Source organism: Streptococcus sp. NCTC 11567 (assembly GCF_902141215.1).
Classification (GTDB): Bacteria; Bacillota; Bacilli; order Lactobacillales; family Streptococcaceae; genus Streptococcus; species Streptococcus dysgalactiae.
Genome location: NZ_LR595857.1, coordinates 854630 through 876144, shown reverse-complemented (window position 1 = coordinate 876144; position 21515 = coordinate 854630). Strand labels below are relative to the sequence as shown.

20 protein-coding genes are annotated in these 21515 nt (G+C 39.7%); 2 read left to right on the top strand and 18 right to left on the bottom strand.

Annotated features, from left to right (window positions below; genetic code table 11):
* Positions 1-11 precede the first annotated feature (11 nt).
* The 8 genes from FQT67_RS04510 to cdaA all read right to left on the bottom strand — a co-directional run bounded on the left by FQT67_RS04510 (position 12) and on the right by cdaA (position 7337).
* The gene (locus FQT67_RS04510) at positions 12-641 is read right to left on the bottom strand and encodes a TIGR01906 family membrane protein (RefSeq protein WP_041789030.1); all 630 of its coding nucleotides are present in this window, start codon (positions 639-641) and stop codon (positions 12-14) included.
* Positions 641-1405, bottom strand: a complete 765-nt coding sequence (locus FQT67_RS04505) for a TIGR01457 family HAD-type hydrolase (RefSeq protein ID WP_003054515.1) — start codon at positions 1403-1405, stop codon at positions 641-643. Before FQT67_RS04505 ends, FQT67_RS04510 begins: the two co-directional genes overlap by 1 nt.
* A complete protein-coding gene (locus tag FQT67_RS04500; RefSeq protein WP_046177080.1) occupies positions 1405-2157 on the bottom strand; it encodes an acyl-[acyl-carrier-protein] thioesterase in 753 nt (250 codons plus the stop codon). The genes FQT67_RS04505 and FQT67_RS04500 overlap by 1 nt, the downstream gene beginning before the upstream one ends.
* A 9-nt stretch (positions 2158-2166) precedes the next feature.
* Positions 2167-3297: a radical SAM family heme chaperone HemW gene (gene hemW, locus FQT67_RS04495; RefSeq protein ID WP_046177081.1), complete on the bottom strand. Its 1131-nt coding sequence runs from the start codon at positions 3295-3297 to the stop codon at positions 2167-2169.
* A gap of 61 nt (positions 3298-3358) precedes the next feature.
* Positions 3359-4000: a hypothetical protein gene (locus tag FQT67_RS04490; protein ID WP_046177082.1), complete on the bottom strand. Its 642-nt coding sequence runs from the start codon at positions 3998-4000 to the stop codon at positions 3359-3361.
* A 123-nt stretch (positions 4001-4123) separates the two neighbouring features.
* Complete coding sequence (glmM, locus tag FQT67_RS04485; protein ID WP_046177083.1) at positions 4124-5479, bottom strand: phosphoglucosamine mutase; 1356 nt, start codon at positions 5477-5479, stop codon at positions 4124-4126.
* Between the two features lie 53 nt (positions 5480-5532).
* Positions 5533-6489 (bottom strand): YbbR-like domain-containing protein, encoded by a 957-nt coding sequence (locus FQT67_RS04480; RefSeq protein ID WP_003056616.1) that lies wholly within the window; start codon positions 6487-6489, stop codon positions 5533-5535.
* Entirely contained in the window at positions 6486-7337 is an 852-nt protein-coding gene (cdaA, locus tag FQT67_RS04475; protein ID WP_003056621.1) for a diadenylate cyclase CdaA, read from the bottom strand. The genes FQT67_RS04480 and cdaA overlap by 4 nt, the downstream gene beginning before the upstream one ends.
* A 103-nt stretch (positions 7338-7440) precedes the next feature.
* Here cdaA and murT point away from each other — a divergent pair, with 103 nt between their 5' ends.
* Both murT and gatD read left to right on the top strand, forming a co-directional pair.
* Positions 7441-8784 carry a lipid II isoglutaminyl synthase subunit MurT gene (gene murT, locus FQT67_RS04470; RefSeq protein ID WP_046177084.1) on the top strand — a complete coding sequence of 448 codons (1344 nt, stop codon included), beginning with the start codon at positions 7441-7443 and terminating at the stop codon, positions 8782-8784.
* On the top strand, positions 8784-9575 hold the full coding sequence (gatD, locus tag FQT67_RS04465; RefSeq protein ID WP_046177085.1) for a lipid II isoglutaminyl synthase subunit GatD: 792 nt from the start codon (positions 8784-8786) through the stop codon (positions 9573-9575). Before murT ends, gatD begins: the two co-directional genes overlap by 1 nt.
* A 104-nt stretch (positions 9576-9679) precedes the next feature.
* Here the strand turns inward: gatD and FQT67_RS04460 are convergent, their stop codons facing one another.
* The 10 genes from FQT67_RS04460 to FQT67_RS04410 all read right to left on the bottom strand — a co-directional run bounded on the left by FQT67_RS04460 (position 9680) and on the right by FQT67_RS04410 (position 21489).
* On the bottom strand, positions 9680-10669 hold the full coding sequence (locus tag FQT67_RS04460) for a lipoate--protein ligase (protein WP_046177086.1): 990 nt from the start codon (positions 10667-10669) through the stop codon (positions 9680-9682).
* A gap of 82 nt (positions 10670-10751) precedes the next feature.
* Positions 10752-11864 carry a DUF4097 family beta strand repeat-containing protein gene (locus tag FQT67_RS04455; RefSeq protein ID WP_046177087.1) on the bottom strand — a complete coding sequence of 371 codons (1113 nt, stop codon included), beginning with the start codon at positions 11862-11864 and terminating at the stop codon, positions 10752-10754.
* The gene (locus tag FQT67_RS04450; protein WP_003051169.1) at positions 11861-12175 is read right to left on the bottom strand and encodes a PadR family transcriptional regulator; all 315 of its coding nucleotides are present in this window, start codon (positions 12173-12175) and stop codon (positions 11861-11863) included. The genes FQT67_RS04455 and FQT67_RS04450 overlap by 4 nt, the downstream gene beginning before the upstream one ends.
* A gap of 230 nt (positions 12176-12405) precedes the next feature.
* Positions 12406-14169, bottom strand: a complete 1764-nt coding sequence (gene lpdA, locus FQT67_RS04445) for a dihydrolipoyl dehydrogenase (protein WP_115256851.1) — start codon at positions 14167-14169, stop codon at positions 12406-12408.
* 326 nt (positions 14170-14495) lie between these two features.
* Complete coding sequence (locus FQT67_RS04435; protein WP_046177088.1) at positions 14496-15905, bottom strand: dihydrolipoamide acetyltransferase; 1410 nt, start codon at positions 15903-15905, stop codon at positions 14496-14498.
* 179 nt (positions 15906-16084) lie between these two features.
* Entirely contained in the window at positions 16085-17083 is a 999-nt protein-coding gene (locus tag FQT67_RS04430) for an alpha-ketoacid dehydrogenase subunit beta (protein ID WP_003051182.1), read from the bottom strand.
* Positions 17084-17141: 58 nt separating this feature from the next.
* Complete coding sequence (locus tag FQT67_RS04425; RefSeq protein WP_003061731.1) at positions 17142-18110, bottom strand: thiamine pyrophosphate-dependent dehydrogenase E1 component subunit alpha; 969 nt, start codon at positions 18108-18110, stop codon at positions 17142-17144.
* Positions 18111-18394: 284 nt separating this feature from the next.
* The gene (locus FQT67_RS04420; RefSeq protein WP_143936373.1) at positions 18395-20302 is read right to left on the bottom strand and encodes an ABC-F family ATP-binding cassette domain-containing protein; all 1908 of its coding nucleotides are present in this window, start codon (positions 20300-20302) and stop codon (positions 18395-18397) included.
* A gap of 78 nt (positions 20303-20380) precedes the next feature.
* Complete coding sequence (locus tag FQT67_RS04415) at positions 20381-20674, bottom strand: hypothetical protein (protein ID WP_003061728.1); 294 nt, start codon at positions 20672-20674, stop codon at positions 20381-20383.
* Positions 20675-20703: 29 nt separating this feature from the next.
* Positions 20704-21489, bottom strand: coding sequence for an alpha/beta hydrolase family protein (locus FQT67_RS04410; RefSeq protein ID WP_014612346.1), 786 nt, complete (start codon positions 21487-21489; stop codon positions 20704-20706).
* Positions 21490-21515: the final 26 nt, after the last annotated feature.

The following is a 21515-nucleotide window of genomic DNA, read 5'->3' as shown; positions in this document are numbered from 1 at the left end:
TTTAGTTGTTACTATATCTTTGGTCGCTGCCATCTTGCTAAACCTACTAAGCTCCACAAGATGATTTCGTAAACGGTCATAAAGAAAAGGAAACAGTGCAAGAAAAAGACTTCTGGAAGGATCCAGATCACAGGATCTTTCAAGGGGTCAAAGAGCCAATTACTATCTCCTACAAAAAGCACCTTATGAAAAAGAGTAAAAAAGTTTTCAAATCCAATAACACTAGCCATCAACCCAATCATAAGAGGAAACAAAGCTGCTATCATTAAAGGCCTTTGAATGGACCAGAAACTTTTAGTTTTGAATCTTTGCTTAAAATCCTTAACCGTTGGGTAAAGGAGGCCAAGAAAAACAACTTGAGTTAGGTGAAAAAGCCACTTGACGTCTGCAAAATGCTTGAGCCCATCTGTCGACGATCTAAAACTAGCAAACGTCAAACTTGTCTCAAAGGGATTAGTGAGGTAATTGAGCAGTCCGTTATAGTTATGCAAGATAGCATCCTTGCTCATAAAAACAACTTGTTCTAATTTTAGATGGTCCACCTCAAGAGGATACCATAGCCAAGCTGAATAGATTGTCATGAGAATAGCTAACGCTAATAACCATAGCCAGCTACATAGTAATTTAGTGTTTTCTACCATCACAACCTCCACTCATCAAGACTAGATAGGACATGATCTGGCTGAATTGGTAAGGTTGGTACCTCTTCAGGTCTAGTAAAGCCTGTTGTCACGAGGATCGTTGCAATATCATTTTGAATACCTGCCATGATATCAGTCAAGTAATTATCGCCAACCATGACAGCCTCAGAGCGCTGAATGCCCAATACCTCTAGTGATTTATTCATAATGATAGCGTTGGGCTTGCCAATAAAAACAGGTTTTACACGTGTGGCAGCTTCTAGTAAGGCATTCAATGCACCTGCTCCTGGCATCAAACCACGTTCGGTTGGAATGTTTAAATCAGGATTTGTCCCAATAAAGAGGGCTCCCTTTTGAATGGCTAAGGTAGCGGTAGCTAGCATGTCATAGGTTACTTGACTGTCTAACCCAACCACTACGTAAGCGGGATTCTCAAGTTCTTCTACGTAGCCTGCGGCTGCAATAGCTGATTTGAGACCTGTTTCTCCAATAACGTAAGCTGTTTTACCACGGTTCATGTCATTCATGTAATCGACGGTCGCCATAGTAGCTGTGTAGATAGTCTCAATGCCTGTCTCAACATTAAACTGTTTAGACAACATGTCTTGGACCATTTCAGGTGTGCGTGTTGTATTATTAGTCACCAATAAATAGGGAAGACCTTTTTCTTGTAGGCGTTTGATAAACCGTTCCCCTGCTGGAATACGGTTTTTCCCTTGGTAAATCGTTCCGTCTAAATCAATTAAATAACCCTTATAAGGCACTAGTCTATCTCGCTTTCTGTTTGTTTAATCGCTCGCCATTCAATCATGGCTTGGGCATTCAGCTGCCCATCTGAGGTGATTTGATGGTAAGAAGTTAATTGGTCCAAATGGTAACTGGAAGTAATTTGACCGCCTGGTGAGACTTCTTTGACGTATTTTAAAGTCATACGTAAAGGCTCATGAGCCTTTAGAAACTCATACCCCAACACATCATACATCCAATCTAAATATTTACTGTTGTTGACATGACCATTCATATCAATATCAAAATAACGCACATAATAATCACGATCAATTGATTGTTCTAAAAGAGGCATTTTAGGAACACGGTGTAGCTTTTTAACAAAATCAGTCTCAAATGGCGCTACTAAATCTTCTGGAATAGTTGCCACTTTTCGCGTATCTGGGTTTAACAAAGCAAAATAGGCTAAGATATCCACTAAAAGGCACCCCTCTTGATCATAGATATAAAATTGGCGATAACAAAAAAATTTATTATAGGAAAGGGCTTTTGTTTCAATGGTGATGGTTTCTTGAAAATGTGGCAAGCGATGAATAGTTGCTTCATAATCCGTCACAATCCAGATTAAGCCGTACTGCTCTAAAAGGTAGTCATTACTTCGTCCTAATTGGGCAGATTGTCTCCCAGAGACCGTTAAACAATAGTCCAAGAGAAGCGGAAACTTAATATCTGATTTAACATCACACAACTCAAAAGGAAGTTTGATGTCCTCGCGATAACTTAATCCCATAATACTCTCCTAATCTAATATAAACCGCTCAGCAACAGAATCACCTAAGAAAAGACCCTTTTTAGTCATTCTGACAAAGGCGTCATCTTTGACAAGCAGTCCTTGGTTTTGAAGCTCCCTAACAATATTTCCATAACACTCCTCAAAAGAAATACCAAATTTTTCTTGGAACCGCTGGATGGAGACTCCTGTCTTTTTACGTAATCCTAAAAAGAGTTCCTCTTCCATCATTTCCTCTTTGCGCAGCACTTCTTCATTTAGTCTAGCATTCCCTGCTTCAACTGCCTTAAGGTAGTGCTGAATCGGTACCCTATTTTGATAGCGAATGCCATTAAGGTAACCCGAAGCCCCTGCACCACATCCAAAATATTCCACATTATCCCAATACATCAAGTTATGACGACTTTCAAAACCAGGTTTGGTAAAATTGGAAATTTCATAATGCTCAAAACCATTAGCTTCCATTTCTGAAATAATATACTCAAACATTTCCGCTTCCAAGTCTTCCGTTGGTAAGTTAAGTTTACCACGTCGCATTTTGTTCATAAAAACGGTGTGATGTTCCAAAATAAGGCTATAAAGACTAAGGTGGGGAATATCAAGTGCCAGAGCTTTAGCAACATTTTCCTTGACTTGAGCTAAGGTTTGACCTGGCAAGGCATAAATTAAATCAATGGAAATATTGTGAAAGCCTGCAGTTTTTAAATTAGCGATGGTGCTATAAATTTGTTCTTCGTTATGGCTTCGGCCAATCTGCTTTAATTGTTTATTATTAAAGGTTTGTACCCCAAGCGAAATCCGATTGACAGCTGAGTGTTTAAGCACTTCAATTTTATCTGGGGTTAAATCACCAGGATTGGCCTCAATAGTGAACTCTTCAAGATAGCCTAAATTGAGGTTTCGTTCAAGATGACTTAATAAATATTCCAGTTGAGCTGCAGTAATCGCCGTTGGCGTTCCCCCTCCAATATAAAGAGTCTTTAAGTCATGAATGTCATAGGATTCGAATTCTTGAATCAGCGCTTCCAAGTAGGCATCAACAGGTTGATTTTGGATAAAGACTTTAGAAAAGTCACAATAGTAACAAATTTGTGTGCAAAAAGGAATATGCACATAAGCTGAGGTAGGTTTTTTTGACATGTTCTTATTATACCACTTTAGAGACCAAATGCCTCACTAAGAATAACTTTCTACGCTTTACTCATGCTTTAAAGAGGTCTTTAACCATTTGGCAAATCAACTTACCATCAGTGGGTTTAAAAACCAAATCATCAGCCTTCTGGTGAAAGCCATGAGCTTGGTAAAAGGTGCGTGCTGCTCCTTGCTCAACTGTAACGGTTAGCTGTAAAGCGTTTCCCTCGGTAGTTGCCAAAAGATACTCCTCAATAGCAGTTAACATAGCTGGTGATATGACCTTTTGCTCTACCTTGGTCAGTATGCCTAAATCCATATGAACGGTTTCATTTGCTTCTTCTAACACAAGCAAGGCTAGTCTAGAGCCATTACGAAGTAACTGCAAAACTTCTTTTTCATCCTCAACTGCAGCTTCAAAAGCCTGAATAGCCTCTACGCTGGATAAAGAGTGACAAGCTATTTCTTCATTCCTTAATAGCTGTTTACCTACTTGTACGGAAAGGGGCATAACATAAAACGAAGGCGTGTCTAGAAAGCGTGCAAAACTTTTAGTTAACTGCTTGATGCGGCGCTTTTGAGTATCTTCTTTTTGGGTTTGATAAACATATGAAGCATAGCCTTCCTGAAATTCAGGAATCATGTCTAAGTAAAGTTTGGCTGCAAAAGGAGGCAGTAAGTCCGCTAGTTTTTCGATTTGCTGTTTTGTCATCCGATATCCTTTCTCTTCTACTTTAGCAATTTATAAAAAGAGACTTGGGCTAAACGCCCCAAGCCTCTTTCCAATTGTTGACAGAAGCCTTAGAAATAAGGTTTCTTGTTTGTACTCAACTCGTTAGTTATCGCATCCGATTTCTGTACGGACGACATCAGCAATAGTATCGACATAATAATCAACTTCGGCATCTGTTGGCGCCTCTGCCATGACACGAAGAAGAGGTTCTGTACCACTTGGTCTCACGAGAATACGACCATTACCAGCCATTTCATCCTCCATTTTTGCAATGATGTTCGCAATAGCTGGAACTTCCATAGCACGTTCTTTCATGCTGTTTTCCACACGAATATTAACCAGTTTTTGAGGGTAAATGGTTACTTCAGCAGCTAATTCTGAAAGTGATTTTCCAGTTTCCTTCATCACCTTGGTTAATTGGATAGCTGTCAACTGACCATCTCCAGTGGTATTGTAGTCCATGATAATGACATGGCCTGATTGTTCACCACCGAGATTGTATCCTGAGTGACGCATTTCTTCAACCACATAGCGGTCTCCAACTGCTGTAATTGCTTTATTAATACCTTGTTTATCTAAAGCCTTATGAAAACCGAGGTTAGACATCACTGTTGTGACAATGGTATTGTGAGCAAGAAGTCCTTTTTCTGACAAGTATTTACCAATGATAAACATAATACGATCACCGTCAACAATCTCGCCAGTTTCGTCCACGGCAATCAGACGGTCGCTATCGCCATCAAAGGCTAAACCAAGATCTGCTCCTGTTTCCTTAACTAACTCTTGAAGCTGTTCTGGATGCGTTGAACCAATACCGTCATTAATATTAAGACCATTTGGTTTTTCGCCAATGACAGCAATTTCTGCATTTAAATCTAAAAAGACATCACGTGCTGACACTGAAGCAGCTCCATTAGCAGTGTCTAAGGCAACTGTCATACCGCTTAAGTCAGTACCTGTTGTTACCAAGAACTTTTCATATTTACGAAGTCCTTCTGGATAATCTACCAAGGTTCCAAGTCCTTCTGCACTCGGGCGAGGAAGCGTGTCCTTCGGAGCATCTAAGAGAGCTTCAATTTCCAATTCTTGGTCATCAGCTAACTTAAACCCATCATTCCCAAAGAATTTGATGCCATTGTCAAGCGCAGGGTTATGACTCGCAGAAATCATCACACCAGCACTTGCTTTTTCAGTTCTAACTAAATAAGAGACACCAGGTGTCGCTAAAACACCAAGTTTATAAACTTCAATACCAACAGATAGTAGACCAGCAATCAAGGCTGACTCCAACATTTCTCCTGAAATACGGGTATCACGCGCCACAAAAACTTTAGGTCTTTCGGTCTCATGTTGACTCAAAACATAACCACCGAAGCGGCCCAGTTTAAAAGCTAACTCAGGTGTCAGCTCAACATTTGCTTCGCCACGAACACCATCTGTTCCAAAATATTTTCCCATAATTTATATAAGCCTAATGGCTTCCTCCATTCAATTTTCCTAGTTATTATCCATTATTTTTTGGTGGTTGTCAACTGAACGGTCACTACTGACGGCTCAATTGACACCTGACTAGAAGACAAACTCACGGTCTTACTAGTATTTTTAGTGACATCAGAAATGTTAACTTCTGCTACAATTTCGTCAATGGCTTCTAGGGCCTCTCGACTTCCTGAAATAAGAGCAGTCTGTTTTGACAATTTATATTGAATATCTGATAACCGGTCATCCATTACACCAACCGCTTCAACCCTAATCGGTACAGACTTAGTGATCCGCTTAACTCCGACAGACAAGTTAGCTTTTGCTGGATCTATAGCACTAGCCAATATCGTTCCATCAGCAGAAACAGCTTGAAGCGTTACCCGACTACTGTAATTAGCATCCAAGACCTGATCATCTGGTAATTTTGCCACAACATGATCAATCAAAGCAATGGTTGATTCATCACTGGTTACTTCAACCTTATCAATCCCTGTTTCAATTTTATTGATTTCATAACCATTGGCAATCTGTTTAGCATCAACTGCTCCTCGAACTGGAAACATTTTGGATTCTTTTTTACCAATAATCACTGAAATCTTATCCGGTGATACCGTAGCGGTTACCCCAGAAGGTAAATTCTCCACTTTCAGGTCTACTGTGGCAGTGCCTGGATGACTCTTTGTTAAATCCGCAACGATTTTAAAACTGCGAGTATCACTATTTACTTCAGAATCCAATTTAACACGATTAGTCGATGTCAGATAAACTTCAGTGCCATAAGAGTAGCCACTGATAAAGTATTTTTCACTGTCATATTTCATGTCAATAGGAACATCTTTGAGACTATGCGTATAGGTTTCAATCGGACTATAGGTTTGCGAACCAGAATTATTATGGTTACTAGACGCAGCTGTCAAAAATAACAGAATGGCAAAAAAGACCGAAACTAGCCCTAACCAAGGGCGGCTATTTAAAAATCGTTTCATTTGCCTTTTCCTCCTAGAATTTTCTTGTACCATGGTAAAGTCACCGTTGGTTCACTGATTAAATAAGTTCGCAAAACAGTCTCAAATTCGTCTGCAGTCAGATCGTGTAAAAATTGTCCTTTACGGGCAACCGAGGTGGCTCCTGTTTCTTCTGAAACAATAATAGTTAAGGCATCTGAGTTTTCAGATAGGCCAATTGCTGCTCGGTGCCTTGTCCCAAATTCTTTAGAAATTGTCATGGATTCTGACAAAGGTAGGTAAGCACTAGCTGCTACTATTTTATTATGGCCAACAATGACTGCACCATCATGCAGTGGAGTGTTAGGAATAAAAATATTGATTAAGAGTTGGCTGGAAATATCTGCATTTAAAGGGATTCCTGTGGCAATGTATTCTTGTAATGTTTGAGTCTGCTCAATAGCAATCAAAGCACCGATTTTTCGAGGACCCATATAAGCGACAGACTTGATTAATGCGTCTACTAAGGCTTCTTCACTGCTAACCGTTTGCTTTTGTAAAAAGACCTGTGTAGAGCGGCCAAATTTTTCAAGTCCTGCACGGATTTCTGGCGCGAAAATCACAACCCCAGCGATAACTCCATACGTAATAACCTGGTTCATCAAATAGGTAATAGTGGTGAAACCAATCCATTCCGCTATAAACCGAATAATCAAAAAGAAAATAACCCCTTGCACCAAGGACATGATTTTGGTACCTGTCAAAGCCTTAATAAAACGATAAATCAGGTAGGCCACAATCAAAATATCCAAGAGATGCACCGCTAGCATCCAGGGATCAGAAAATAAACTCAATAAAAACTTGGTGTCAATACTAGATAAATTACTCATACAACTCTCATTTCTATGTAAAAATAGATATCATTAACATTATATCATGATTCGTGACGTTTTTCTTTATCTAAAATTGAGAAACTTATGCTAAAATATAAACATGAAAATGAAGACATTACTCGGTCTCAGTGCCGGCAAAACAGCTCAATTGATATTAAAGAAACTAGGGCGCGGTTCTACTTATCCCGGCCGTTTAGCACTAGCCTTCGATAAAGATATTTTAGATAGCCTCTCAAAAGATTATGAGATTGTTGTCATCACAGGTACCAATGGGAAAACATTAACAACAGCTTTAACCGTAGGCATCTTGAAAGAAGCATTTGGCGACGTACTTACCAACCCGAGCGGTGCTAATATGATTACGGGGATTACCGCGGCTTTTTTATCAGCTAAAAAAGGAAAATCTGGTAAACACATTGCTGTCTTGGAAATTGATGAAGCAAGTCTTCCAAAGATTACTAATTACCTCAAACCAAGTCTCTTTGTCTACACCAATATTTTTAGAGATCAAATGGACCGCTATGGGGAGATTTATACCACTTATCAAATGATTGTCGATGGAGCAAACAAGGCACCTCAAGCAACTATCTTAGCCAACGGTGACAGCCCTATTTTCTCTTCAAAAGACTTAGTTAATCCGATTAAGTATTATGGTTTTGATACTGCTAAGCATGCCCCACAATTGGCTCATTACAATACTGAAGGCATCCTATGCCCTAAATGCGAACACATCCTACAATACCACCTCAATACCTATGCCAATCTTGGAGACTTTATTTGCTTAAACTGTCAGTTCCAAAGACCAACGTTAGATTATCAATTAACTGAGCTCACCGCTATTACTCACCAAAGTTCTGAATTTGTTATTGATGGACAAAACTACAAGATAAATGTTGGTGGTCTTTATAATATTTACAATGCGCTTGCTGCCGTTTCTGTTGCTGAATTTTTCGGTGTTTCTCCCGAGAAAATTAAGGCTGGATTTAACAAAAGCAAGGCCGTTTTCGGTCGCCAAGAAACCTTTAAGATTGGAAATAAATCCTGCACCCTTATCCTTATCAAGAATCCTGTTGGAGCCAGTCAGGCACTGGAAATGATTCAATTGGCAGATTATCCATTTAGCTTATCAGTTTTATTAAATGCCAATTACGCTGATGGCATTGATACCAGCTGGATTTGGGATGCTAATTTCGAACTCATTACACACATGCCAATTACTGAGATTAATGCTGGTGGTGTCCGTCACTCTGAAATTGCCAGAAGACTTAGAGTCACAGGATTTGACGACACTAAGATAAAACAAGCTGAAAAGCTCGAGCAAATCATGGAAGCTATTGAAAAACAAGAAAGCAAACATGCTTATATTTTAGCAACCTATACTGCAATGTTAGAATTCCGTAGCTTGCTAGCCGACCGCCATGTTGTTGAAAAGGAGATGAACTAATGACTTACACTTCACTAAAATCTCCAGAAAAGACTGACTACCTCTATGACCTAAACATTGCTCATCTCTACGGAAACCTGATGAATACCTACGGTGACAATGGGAATGTCTTGATGCTCAAGTATGTCGCTGAAAAACTTGGAGCTAGAGTTACCGTTGATATTGTTTCCCTCAATGATGCCTTTGACCAAGATTACTACGACCTTGTTTTTTTTGGTGGTGGACAAGACTATGAGCAAACCATCGTTGCTAAGGATTTGCCTAGCAAAAAAGCTGCTTTAGCGGATTATATCGCTAAGAATAAAGTGGTGCTTGCCATCTGTGGTGGCTTCCAATTACTAGGGCAATACTATGTCCAAGCTAATGGGGTTAAAATTGATGGACTTGGAATTATGGGACACTACACCCTTAATCAGCACCAAAATCGCTTTATTGGAGATATTAAAATTCATAATAACGAATTTAACGAAACCTATTATGGCTTTGAAAATCATCAAGGTCGTACCTTCTTATCCGATGATGAGAAGCCACTTGGACGAGTGGTTTATGGCAATGGTAATAATAAGGAAGACCAAACTGAAGGTGTTCACTATAAAAACGTCTACGGCAGTTATTTCCATGGTCCTATCTTATCACGCAACGTGAACCTTGCTTACCGTCTCGTAACAACAGCTCTCAAAGAAAAGTACGGATCAGCTATTACACTACCTAGCTATGATGATATACTGAAACAAGAAGTCGCTGAAGAATATGCCGACATTAAACGTAAAGCTGCCTTTGATAAAGCTTAAGTTCTTCTTTCATATCATCAAACGAAAACTCCTAAGCAGGACATATTCCGCTTAGGAGTTTTATTGTTTTTCCTTCTTACAAAGTTTCTCAGTGCTTAAAACCATTAAGCAACAATAGCTTTAGCAACTTCTTCAACGGTCATGCGTGAGAAGTACTGGGTCGTATCAATCGTTTTTAAACGTTCAAAAACATCACGGTACTCATATTTACAACCAATTAATAGGTTCTCAATATCTTGAACATCTTTGATTCCAAAGAAATCACCATAGATTTTAAGGTTTATAATAATAGAATTTTCAACATTTGCAAAGGTTGAAATTTTACCTGCAGGGTAACGAACATTGCGTTCAATCGTATATTCTGGCGCTTTGCCGTAGGTCCAATCCCAGCTACCAAATTGCTCTTTGGCAGATTGTTCAATCTTAGCCAACTCATCCTCCGACAAGACATATTCTGTCATGTCTGGGTACGTTTCTTTCATCTTGGCCAAGATTTTATCTGAAAATTCCTCAACGGTAATTTTTTCTGGTAATTCATTTAAAATATTGGTCACGCGAGCACGAACAGACTTCACTCCTTTAGACTCAATCTTGTCCTTACTTACTTTAAGAGCATCGCCAAGAACGGTCATATCCACATCAAACAAAAGGCAACCATGGTGCATCATGCGACCCTTGTAATAGGCTTGAGCATTACCACAGATTTTTTTGCCATCAATCTCAATATCATTACGACCTGTAAAATTAGCTGTCACACCTAAATCAGCTAAAGTCGCAATCACAGGTTGTGAGAAAGTTTTGAAATCAAAAGCCCCTTCAGCTGTTTTGTTAGAAATAATGGTGTAGTTCAAATTATTCAAATCATGGTAAACCGCACCACCACCAGATAAACGTCGCACAACATGAATACCATGTTCATCAATGTATTCTTTATTGATTTCTTGAATGGTATTTTGATGTTTGCCAATAATAATAGCTGGCTCATTGATCCAAAGGATAAACAATTCATCTTCTTCCACTAGTTCTCTAAAAGCATAAGCTTCCAGAGCAATGTTAAAGGCAGGATTGTGACTTTTGTTAACGATGTATTTCATAGGAGAAAAAATCCTTTCAAAAATGTAATCTACCTCTCTAGTATAATGAAAACAAGCCTAAATGACAAGCTTTCTAGACCAACTAACTGAGGGTAATGTTCCCAAAAGCATTGGTGATGAGTAATTGACGAGGATGGGTCCCTTCATGATAGTAATGGCAACTTGTAGATTGTTGACCAAAAATATGACAATTTCCAAAATCTGTTGTCACATCAATAGTTACTTCTGTCTGATCTCGAGGTAAAAGTCTAACATCAGCATTACCACAAGCCATTTCTAAAAGCATGCGTTCAAAAGTACTATTTTCAAGTGCCACATCCCCATTAGCTAGTCTCATTTCGACTTGGCATAATTGACTCTGATGGATATGCGTATCCCCATTCTGATTATCAATGATGAGTTGATTTGAGTAAGTCCCGTTAGTCAGTCCAATGTCGCCATTATAACAGATAAGGTGAGTGTTAGCACTCTGGCTTTCTTGCCAGCTCATATCACCATTAGTTAATTCCAGCTTTAGGTCTTGGAAATGACAATTTAAGAAACTAATATCCCCATTGGCTAAAAAACCTGATAATTGCTCAGCAAAAAGAGCTCTTGCCCTAAGATCACCATTGGTTAGGGTAAGCTGACACGTTTTGACCTCAAGACCTTCTAGGCTGGCATCAGACGATACCAGATGAATAGTAAGATCTGTAAGAGTCAGTCCTTTGGGAACTAATAAGGTAAGTTTATGTAATAGAAAATCAGGAACCTTGTTAGTTACTAGGTTCAAAAAACTGAAGTTTTGTTTTGGTCTAGGCTTTACTTGTTTAATACTAAATTGCTCATCCCCTTGTTCTATCTGAAGAAAGGTCGAGAGGTTAGAAGGATAATCTAAAGTTAGCTGAGTAACGTCAGCTTCTCTGATCATGAGGTCAATATCCTCTAAGAAAACGGAAACTTTTTTGGTCACTACAACCTTGCTATCTTCAAGCACCATGACTTCTCTCATCTCCATGGGAATGCCTTGTGCCTTCATCTCTGATAACAGGTCTTGAGCAACTTGGTGGGGATCACCAAGTTCAGCAAGAGCATCACTGGACTCTCCTACTTCTGCCAGATACTCTGTGAAAAAGGCTAACGCTTCTTCTCTAGCCTGAACAGGTAAACTGCTTAGGTCATGCTCTAATACCTGTAAAAAATCTTGCCTCATCATTTTGTTTCTCCTTTTGCCAATGCTAGGATAGCTGCCGAATAACGCAGCCATTCCTTCTCCAAAAATAGCAACTGTTCATACCCTTTCTCAGTTGGTTGGTAATACTTCCGTTGTCTCCCCTGATGAGCTTCCGTGTATGTCGATAGCCACCCATTTAACTCCATTTTCTTTAAAATAGGATAAAGAGTAGATTCCTTGATAGGGGTTAATTGCCGCAACTGCTGACAGATATCATAGCCATAAGAAGCTTTTTGCCCTACCATTCCCAATACTAAGAACTCAATCACAGGGGATGGTACTGGATAATACATGGTCACCTCCAAAGATTTATTTTATTTATATGCTTAATTTAAATATATATAAAATATAACTCTATCATGAGATTTTGTCAAGCTAAAACAAGCTCTCTAACTTAATTGAGTTCTTAGTGCTGGAAAGGCTTTAGAGAGTATTGGATGACATCGTCTTCTCCATAACAAATAGCTGTAGACCCATGGGTCTACAGCTATTTTATTTATTCTGATGTAAGATTTGACGACAATTATTTGCGTTTTGGTGGGTTATGGATAGCTTCGCCAAGCACATCTGCAAAGGCTTCGTACATCACTTCAGAGAAGGTTGGGTGTCCATGAATTGATAATAACAATTCATCAACGGTTAATTCAGATTCCATAATAGTAGCTGCTTCGTTAATCATCTCAGCTGCAGCTGGACCAATAATATGAACACCTAAGATTTCGTGGTATTTGGCATCAGCAATAACTTTAACAAAACCATGGGCTTCATTTGAAGCAATCGCACGTCCATTACCAGTAAAGCTGTTTTTACCAATAAGCACATCACCATATTGTTCACGCGCTTGTTCTTCAGTTAAACCAACCATTGCCACTTCAGGGTGTGTGTAAACGGCTGCTGGAGTGTATTTAAGGTTAGCTTTACGAGTTGTGTTGCCATGTATCGCATTTTCTGCAGCCACTTCACCCATACGGTAAGCAGCGTGAGCAAGCATTTTCGTTCCGTTAACGTCACCTGGCGCATAGATACCTGGAATTGATGTCTCTTGGTAGTCATTAACTTTGATACGGTTACGATCCATTTCAAGGTTAAGGTTTTCAAGACCGTTCATTTGTGGTACACGTCCGATAGAAAGCAAGGCTTTTTCAGCGACAACTTCTTCACCATTGTTAAGTTTCAAAGTCAATTGGTTATTTGCTTCAACAATTTCAGAGACACCAACAGATGTTTTGATCTTCATGCCTTTCTTAGAAAGGATTTTTTGAAGTTCAAGAGAGACTTCTTTATCCATAGCTGGGATAATACGGTCAGCCATTTCAATAACGGTAACATCCACACCGTAAGATGCCCAAACAAGTCCAAGCTCGATACCAACAACACCACCGCCCATAACTGCTAGTGATTTTGGCATTTCACGGAGGTCAAGGATATCGTCAGACGTTAAAACAAGTTTAGAGTCAATACCTGGGATATTGATACGTGATACTTTAGAACCTGTAGCAAGGATAACGTTGCGACCCTTAATGGTTTGTGACCCAATAGTAACTGTCTTATCAGGGTTTACTTGAGCAAGCCCGTTAAAGATAGTGACTTTGTTAGCCTTTAGAAGACCTTGAACGCCGCCTGTTAATGTTTTAACAACAGTGTTCTTGAAGTCAACTGTTTTATCCATGTCAATGGTGTAGTTAGTTGAAGCAAGGTTAATCCCACGTCCTGCTGCAATCTTGATACCATCAAGAATTTCAGCATTTTTAAGGTAAGTTTTGGTTGGAATACATCCTACGTTCAAGCAAGTTCCACCAAATTCAGATTTCTCAACGATTGCAATTTTACCACCAAGTTGAGCACCACGAATAGCTGCATAATAACCTGCAGGTCCACCACCGACAACGATGATGTCATACTCATCATCAGCAAGTGCAGCTTTTGGTGCAGCTGAAGCAGCTTGAGCTGGTGCTTTTGGCACTTCAAGTCCAGCAGCTTCTAAATCTTCTGTTGTACGAGCAACATTCACATCTGAAGCAGCTGGGCTAGAAACCTCAACAGATTCACCTTCAGCACCGATGTAACCGATAACTTCTGTTACAGGTACTGTTTCACCGGCTTGACGTGTAATTTTGAGAAGAACACCTGAGTCTTCTGCTTCAAGTTCCATATTGGTTTTATCTGACATGATTTCAAGAAGAATATCGCCTTCATTGACAGTATCACCTTCTTGTTTTTTCCACTCGATGATTTCACCTTCTGCCATGTCAACACCGAGTTTCGGCATAATAATTTCAACAGCCATAATTTAAGATACCAAGAGCGAGGAGAATGCGATTGAATTTTTGCGGTAAGTCAGAAATCTTTGATTTCGTTGACGCACCCACGTCAGGACAACTAGGACTTTCCGAAACAAAAATTGAGGAAAGTTCAGACGTCTACGACGCTAAGATTAGCCAACTCTTACCACTTTTATCCGAGCTTTCCGCTCGGGTTCAATTGCTTATCACTCATTTGCATGAGATCTCCTCGTTCTACATCCTTTCTATATTTTTGAGAAAAGGGCACCAAGCCTAAACTTAGTAAAATCCCTTTTATTATTCAATGCTTTTCTTGTTTAAAACTGATTGATCAGATTAACAATTCAAATGGATTTTCCATCAATTTCTTGAGGTCAACCATGAATTTTGCACCGTTCATACCGTCTACCAAGCGATGGTCGATGGTTAAGCACATCGCCATAATTGGACGGGCAACAATCTCACCACCCACAACCGTTGGAGTTGGGATAGTTGCTCCAACACCAAGAATTGCTGAGTTTGGTTGGTTAATAATTGGGTTAAATGTCTTCGTACCAAACATTCCCAAGTTTGTGATTGAGAAGGTTGATCCAGACATTTCAGCTGCTTTCAACTTACCAGTTTGCGCTTTTTTAATCACATCTTTTGAAGCAAGCACGAAATCTGACAAGCTCATCTTATCTGCACCATGGATAACTGGAACAATAAGACCATCATCAAGACCTACGGCAATACCCAGGTTCACAAAGCGGTGCAATTCAATATCATTAGCGTTATTGATGAGGGAAGCATTCATGTACTCATGCTCAGGTTTCATCAACGTTTTAACCACTGCCATACCAATCAAGTCTGTGAAGCTGACTTTAAGGCCTGTTTTAGCCATGATTGGGTCAATTAACTTCTTACGAAGGGCGATCATTTCTGTCATATCAATATCGTAGTTAAGCGTAAAGGTAGGCGCAGTAAGGTAAGAGTTTGTCATACCTTTAGAGATTGCCTTACGCATAGCTGACATTGGCTTGTGTTCCACACCCTCTGGAAGCTCAACAACTTTTTCTTCTTTAGCTGCTGGTGCTTTTGCTTCAGCTGGTTTAGCAGCTTCAAGAATAGCCATGATGTCTTCTTTCATGACCTTACCGTTAAAGCCAGTACCTGAAACAGTCGCCAAGTCGATACCTTTATCAGCAGCGATTTTACGAGCAAGTGGTGAAGCTTTCGGTTGAGCACCTTTAAAGTTCTCAACATCTTCTTTATGGACACGCCCTTTTGGTCCTGTTCCTGGAACTTGACCAAGGTCAATGCCCATTTCTGCTGCAACCTTACGTGCAGCTGGAGTAGCACGAACTTTTCCACCATTTCCTTGCAGAATAGCTGTCGCTGCTACCTGAGGAGCTGGACTGGCCACATCTTCTTTTGGAGCTACTGTTGGTCCTGCATCTGCTGAAGCAGGAACTGGAATTTCTGTTGTTTTTTCACTTGAAGCAATAGTATCTACTGATTCACCTTCTGCACCAATGTAACCGATAACTTCAGTTACAGGTACAGTATCACCAGCTGGACGAACAATTTTCAATAGAACACCTGAGTCTTCTGCCTCAAGTTCCATATTGGTTTTGTCTGACATGATTTCAAGAAGGACATCACCTTCATTGACGGTATCACCTTCTTGTTTTTTCCACTCGATGATCTCGCCCTCTTGCATGTCAACGCCGAGCTTTGGCATAATAATTTCAAATGCCATTTCTACATCCTTTCACGATTTTATAAGCGCCATCAACAGCTCCGTCTTGTTACCTAAAGTAAGAGTGACGAAGCTGTTGTGACAAGGGATAAGACGATGTAGCCTTTCTTACAATAGGTCTTATCTATCTAAGAAATGACTAAGGGATAAGGTCTGTCCTAGACCATATGTCTTATCGCCTAGTTGCCTTTGTTTGCCATTTTCACAATAGCAGCTTTGATTTTCTCAACATCTGGTAAGATCGCTTGTTCAAGTACACGTGCATAAGGTACTGGAACATCTTCACTTGCAAGACGAACGATTGGGTGATCAAGGTAATCAAAGGCTTCACTTTCAGTAATCATGGTTGCAATTTCCCCAATGAATCCACCTGTTTTGTAAGCATCATTGACAAGCATTAATTTACCTGTTTTCTTAACAGATTCAATGATCAATTCTTTATCAAGTGGGATGAGGGTGCGTGGGTCAACAACTTCAACATTGATACCATCTGCTGCAACTTCTTCAGCCGCTTGAAGAACACGCTCCAACATACGACCGTAAGAAACGATTGTCAAGTCAGTACCTTCGCGTTTGATGTCACCTTTACCAAGTGGGATATAGAAGTCAGGATCTTGATTAACTTCTTCTTTTTTACCATAAAGGGCTTTAGGTTCCATGAAAAGAACAATGTTATTATCACGGATAGCTGATTTCAATAATCCTTTTGCTTCATTCGCATTACCTGGAGCGACAACTTTAATCCCTGGAATATGAGTTAACCATGCTTCAAGAGATTGTGAGTGTTGCGCAGCGGAACCAATACCAGAACCTGATGCTACACGGAATGTTACAGGGGTAATAAGGCCACCACCAAACATATAGTTGTTTTTAGCACCGTTATTCACGATAGCGTCCATCATGATGGTAAGGAAATCCATAAAGGTAACGTCAACAATTGGACGAAGTCCTGTAATCGCTGCACCAATAGCTGCACCAGAGATAGCTGCTTCTGAAATTGGTGTGTCTTTAACACGTTTAGGACCAAATTCTTCAATCATTCCAACAGAAGTACCAAAGTCTCCTCCGTATACCCCTACGTCTTCACCCATAAGGAAAATGTTTTCATCCTTGCGCATTTCCTCAGTCATAGCAAGGTTGACTGCTTCACGCAAAGCCATTAATTTTGTTTCTGACATCATTTTTATTTCTCCATTTATTATTCAAATACGATTGCTTCTTACTGACAAGGTGATATTAGTCAACCCAAACGTCTTCGAAGGCTACTGAAAGTTCTGGATCTGGACTATTTTGTGCAAATTCATAAGCATCGTCAACTTCTTTTTTGACTTGTGCTTGAATGGCATCCAATTCGTCATCAGTGGCAATGCCTTCGCTTGTCAGATAAGTACGATATTTGATCATTGGATCTTTTTCTTTCCACTCATCAACTTCTTCTTTAGTACGGTATTTACCAGCATCTGCAGTTGAGTGACCAAACCAACGGTATGATTCTACCTCAACAATAGCTGGGCCGTTTCCGCCACGAACATGCTCAACAGCTTTGCCCATTGTTTCATAGACAGCCATCACGTCATTGCCATCTTCACAGTAGAAACCAGGAATTCCGTAAGCTTCTGCACGTGTGTATAAATGCGGTGTGTTTGTCGCATTGTTAATGCTCATGGAGATTCCATAACGGTTATTAATGATAAAGAAAATAACAGGAAGTTTCCATGTTGCAGCCATATTGACAGACTCGTGGAATGATCCTTCGTTAGTAGCACCATCGCCTGAGAAAGCAACAGCAATGTTATTAGTTCCTTTATATTGTTGGGTAAGCGCTGCACCTACTGCAAGAGCGTAACCACCACCAACGATACCATTGGTACCATAGTTTCCTTTTTCAAAGTCAGCCAAGTGCATTGAGCCACCGCGTCCTTTAGAAACACCAGTTGCTTTACCTGCAAGTTCAGCCATCATTTTGTTAAGGTCCATATCTTTTGCGATTGATTGACCATGTCCACGGTGATTTGAAAAAATAATATCATCGTAAGTCAAGTGAGCCACTGCACCAACGTTAGCTGCTTCTTCACCAACAGAGAAGTGAGTCATCCCTTGTACAAATCCACGACGGACGAGTTTGTTAATACGTGAATCAAATTCACGAATACGTTCCATTTTAAGGAACATATCCAAATATTGTTCTTTAGAAACTGTTACCATTTTGGCCTCCATATTATCATATTACTTTCCTATGATAAAACTTTTTTTCACAATTTGCAAATAATTAAATCGCTTTCTTCCTTATCTTGTCTGATTTTATGGAATTGTAATAGTTTGTGAAGTCACAAACAAATCTGTACTAATAAATTACAAAATAATATATAACAGTTTTCGTTTTCACCAATCTTGCTTCAAAAAATGTGTCATTTTAAAACCTCTTTTACCGCTTCAAACAAGTTTCAAAGCAATAAAAATAAGCCTAGCAAAAATGCTAAAGCTTGTTTTTATGATTCTATTTGTTCAGCGATGCTTTCCCATTCTTCCATGAGAAGCTGTTGTTCTTGATCTAATTGGTCCCACTCTTCTTGCCATGTCATTAACTGAATTGTATCATTGCAAGCATGCATGTCTTCTTGAATAGCAACAATACGCTCTTCAATGGTTTCCAATCTTGCTTCAATCTCCTCATATCGGCGAGCCAAGCGACGACGCTCTTTTTGATTAGCTTTTTGTAGCTGATAATCAGTGGCAGAGGCTTCTACTATTTCCTCAACGTCCTCTCCTGCTGCTAGGCGGGCTAATTCTTCTAGCTCTGCCTTTTTCTCAAGGTAATAATCATAGTCACCTAAGTAAAGTGTTGAACCTTTTTCAGTAATTTCTAACACTTTGGTCGCTAAACGATTAATAAAATAGCGGTCATGACTGACAAAAAGTAACGTGCCATCAAAATCTATCAGAGCATTTTCGAGCACTTCCTTGCTATCAATATCCAAATGGTTAGTCGGCTCGTCCAGAACAAGAAAATTATTGTTTTCCATAGATAACTTCGCAAGAAGAAGACGGGCTTTTTCTCCACCTGATAGCATGGACACCGATTTTTTGACATCATCTCCAGAGAAGAGAAAGGCTCCTAATCGGTTTCTGATATCGACTTCTGGCGTGGTTGAAAAGTCCTGCCATAATTCTTCCAAAACCGTATTGCTTGGCGTCAAATGCGATTGGGTTTGGTCATAATAACCTGTTTCGACATTGGCACCATACTTGAGTTGTCCTTTGAGCAAAGGCAATTGTCCAATAATCGACTTGATCAAGGTTGATTTACCAATACCATTTGGCCCTACAACGGCAATAGCATCCAACTTATTGATATCTACATTAATAGGTTCGGACAAAGCTTGGTCTCCATAACCGATCGCTGCTTCCTCAACTCTTAGCACAACATTTCCTGATGGTTTTTCTGCATGAAATGTCATATGAGCAGATTTACGCCCACTTGTAGGTTTGTCCAAACGCTCTATTTTTTCCAATTGCTTACGCCTAGCCTGAGCCCTTTTTGTGGTAGAGGCCCTGACAATGTTTTTTTGAACAAAATCTTCTAGCTTGGCAATTTCTTTTTGTTGTTTATCGAACTGTTTTTCTTCGGCTACTAGTTTTTCAGCTTTTAAGGCCATAAAACGAGAATAGTTACCACTATACCGATCTAAGCCGCTAGGCGTCAAATCTAAAGTCACGGTCGCCACTTTGTCCAGAAAATAACGGTCGTGACTCACAATGATTAGAGCTCCTTGATAGTTGGCCAAGTAGTTCTCTAACCAGGCAATGGTTTCAATATCTAAGTGGTTTGTTGGCTCATCAAGGACCAATAGTTCTGGCTTTTCTAACAACATCTTAGCCAAGGCTAAACGGGTATTTTGTCCGCCAGACAACTCAGCGATAGTCATCTGCCACATGCTTTCATCAAATTTAAAGCCATTTAAAATGGCTTTAATCTCAGCTTCATATGTAAAGCCACCTTGCTGACGAAAACGTTCTGCTAAAAGATCATAATCCATCATCAGCCGTGTTAAGTCTTGACCTGAAACGGTTGCCATATCCATTTCCATCTGACGGAGACGCTTTTCATCTTGGCGTAATGCTTCGAAAACCTTGAGCATTTCCTCATATATCGTTTTGTCTGATTCAAAACGACTATTTTGAGCCAGATAAGACAAGGTTAGGTCTTTTTTAGTATTAACTTCTCCGCTCGTTGGCGTTTCTTCACCGACCAATAATTTTAGTAAAGTGGACTTGCCAGCTCCATTAGGACCAACCAAGGCAATGCGGTCACGTTCATCAACTTGCAGTGATATGTTTTGAAAAAGAACATCTCCTGAGAAAGAGCGTTCTAACTTGTTTCCTTGTAAAATAATCATACTTTCATTCTAACAAAAAAATGCCCTTTTGAGGACATTTTCAATCTAGTTTCCAAAAGAAATCTAACTCTTTTTAAGTCATCGATGATCTTCTTGAGCACTAGCAAGGAAAGTTGGATGCCTTTTATCACTTTGATGATGCATCTTTGCAGATGGCTTTTGTGTTAAGGTATCAAAAATTTGCACCACTTGCTCAGTAACTGTCGAGATTTTATTGGCTAAAACGGAATCACTGTGATTAGAATAATAAATCAGCCCTATAATAATAATCGTTACTAATAAGACAGTTTGTAAAAATCCTTTGATAAGATGCCAAAACAGTTTCACTATTAGCTTAGGAAGCCACAAAATGATCGCCAGTAATTGTTTCATTCGTCACCTCATGTTGTACTAGGAAATGGTTAAGATAACCTTTCTTCTTTTTGGTAGTTTATCGGTAACCACTCTAACAGAACTTCTAATTGTTGGTTCCAATAGTACCACTCATGTTTACCATGACCTTTATGATAGTCAATGTCAAGACCTTGAGCTCGAAAATCAGCAATAGCTTTTTCATTAGCGGCAAAAAGGAAATCCTCATAACCACACCAAGCATAGAACTTAGTCTTGCGATCACTCTCGCTTACCATCGTTTTAAGGTAATGCCTTTCAAGATTAGGGTCGTCAAAGGCTCCAAAAACACCTTGCCAATAGGCTGGTTCTCCTAGTTGTCCCTCAAGTAAGGTCTCCGGAGAAAAATCCAAAGCCCCTGAAAACGAGGCCGCATAAGAAAACCGATTGCTTTTGAGTGCCCACTTAAAGGCTCCATAACCTCCCATTGACAGACCAGCAACGAACGTTTTTTCACGTTTCTGGGTCATATTAGGAAAGAAAGAAGCTAAGACCTGTGGTAACTCTTGTGACAACGCCTGATAATAGTTAAGCCCATAAGCCGTGTCTGTATACCAACCTAGGTCTGTCGAAGGCATAACGACTATCAAATTGGTATGCCGCAACAAGCGTTCAATAGCTGTTCGTTTTTGCCAAGAGTTCTCATTGCCTCCCATACCATGTAACAAATATAAAACAGGAATATCCTTATCCCCTTGATCTTTTTTAGGGATTTCAGACTGGTCAGGATAAATCACATTTACCTTACGCTCCATTCCTAAAACTACCGAATGGTATTCAATTGCAATACTTGCCATTCATTACACTCCTTTATACCAAAATA

What these genes read in the sequence shown, in the direction of transcription:
- hemW (WP_046177081.1), bottom strand. Translation starts at nt 3,297, where the DNA reads ATGTCAAAAAAACCTACCTCAGCTTATGTGCATATTCCTTTTTGCACA.
- FQT67_RS04490 (WP_046177082.1), bottom strand. Translation starts at nt 4,000, where the DNA reads ATGACAAAACAGCAAATCGAAAAACTAGCGGACTTACTGCCTCCTTTT.
- lpdA (WP_115256851.1), bottom strand. Translation starts at nt 14,169, where the DNA reads ATGGCTGTTGAAATTATTATGCCGAAACTCGGTGTTGACATGGCAGAA.
- FQT67_RS04410 (WP_014612346.1), bottom strand. Translation starts at nt 21,489, where the DNA reads ATGGCAAGTATTGCAATTGAATACCATTCGGTAGTTTTAGGAATGGAG.
- glmM (WP_046177083.1), bottom strand. Translation starts at nt 5,479, where the DNA reads ATGGGAAAATATTTTGGAACAGATGGTGTTCGTGGCGAAGCAAATGTT.
- FQT67_RS04425 (WP_003061731.1), bottom strand. Translation starts at nt 18,110, where the DNA reads ATGGTAACAGTTTCTAAAGAACAATATTTGGATATGTTCCTTAAAATG.
- FQT67_RS04480 (WP_003056616.1), bottom strand. Translation starts at nt 6,489, where the DNA reads ATGAAACGATTTTTAAATAGCCGCCCTTGGTTAGGGCTAGTTTCGGTC.
- FQT67_RS04510 (WP_041789030.1), bottom strand. Translation starts at nt 641, where the DNA reads ATGGTAGAAAACACTAAATTACTATGTAGCTGGCTATGGTTATTAGCG.
- gatD (WP_046177085.1), top strand. Translation starts at nt 8,784, where the DNA reads ATGACTTACACTTCACTAAAATCTCCAGAAAAGACTGACTACCTCTAT.
- FQT67_RS04435 (WP_046177088.1), bottom strand. Translation starts at nt 15,905, where the DNA reads ATGGCATTTGAAATTATTATGCCAAAGCTCGGCGTTGACATGCAAGAG.
- FQT67_RS04450 (WP_003051169.1), bottom strand. Translation starts at nt 12,175, where the DNA reads ATGTATTATCCAGTACCATCCCCTGTGATTGAGTTCTTAGTATTGGGA.
- FQT67_RS04455 (WP_046177087.1), bottom strand. Translation starts at nt 11,864, where the DNA reads ATGATGAGGCAAGATTTTTTACAGGTATTAGAGCATGACCTAAGCAGT.
- murT (WP_046177084.1), top strand. Translation starts at nt 7,441, where the DNA reads ATGAAAATGAAGACATTACTCGGTCTCAGTGCCGGCAAAACAGCTCAA.
- cdaA (WP_003056621.1), bottom strand. Translation starts at nt 7,337, where the DNA reads ATGAGTAATTTATCTAGTATTGACACCAAGTTTTTATTGAGTTTATTT.
- FQT67_RS04430 (WP_003051182.1), bottom strand. Translation starts at nt 17,083, where the DNA reads ATGTCAGAAACAAAATTAATGGCTTTGCGTGAAGCAGTCAACCTTGCT.
- FQT67_RS04500 (WP_046177080.1), bottom strand. Translation starts at nt 2,157, where the DNA reads ATGGGATTAAGTTATCGCGAGGACATCAAACTTCCTTTTGAGTTGTGT.
- FQT67_RS04420 (WP_143936373.1), bottom strand. Translation starts at nt 20,302, where the DNA reads ATGATTATTTTACAAGGAAACAAGTTAGAACGCTCTTTCTCAGGAGAT.
- FQT67_RS04460 (WP_046177086.1), bottom strand. Translation starts at nt 10,669, where the DNA reads ATGAAATACATCGTTAACAAAAGTCACAATCCTGCCTTTAACATTGCT.
- FQT67_RS04415 (WP_003061728.1), bottom strand. Translation starts at nt 20,674, where the DNA reads ATGAAACAATTACTGGCGATCATTTTGTGGCTTCCTAAGCTAATAGTG.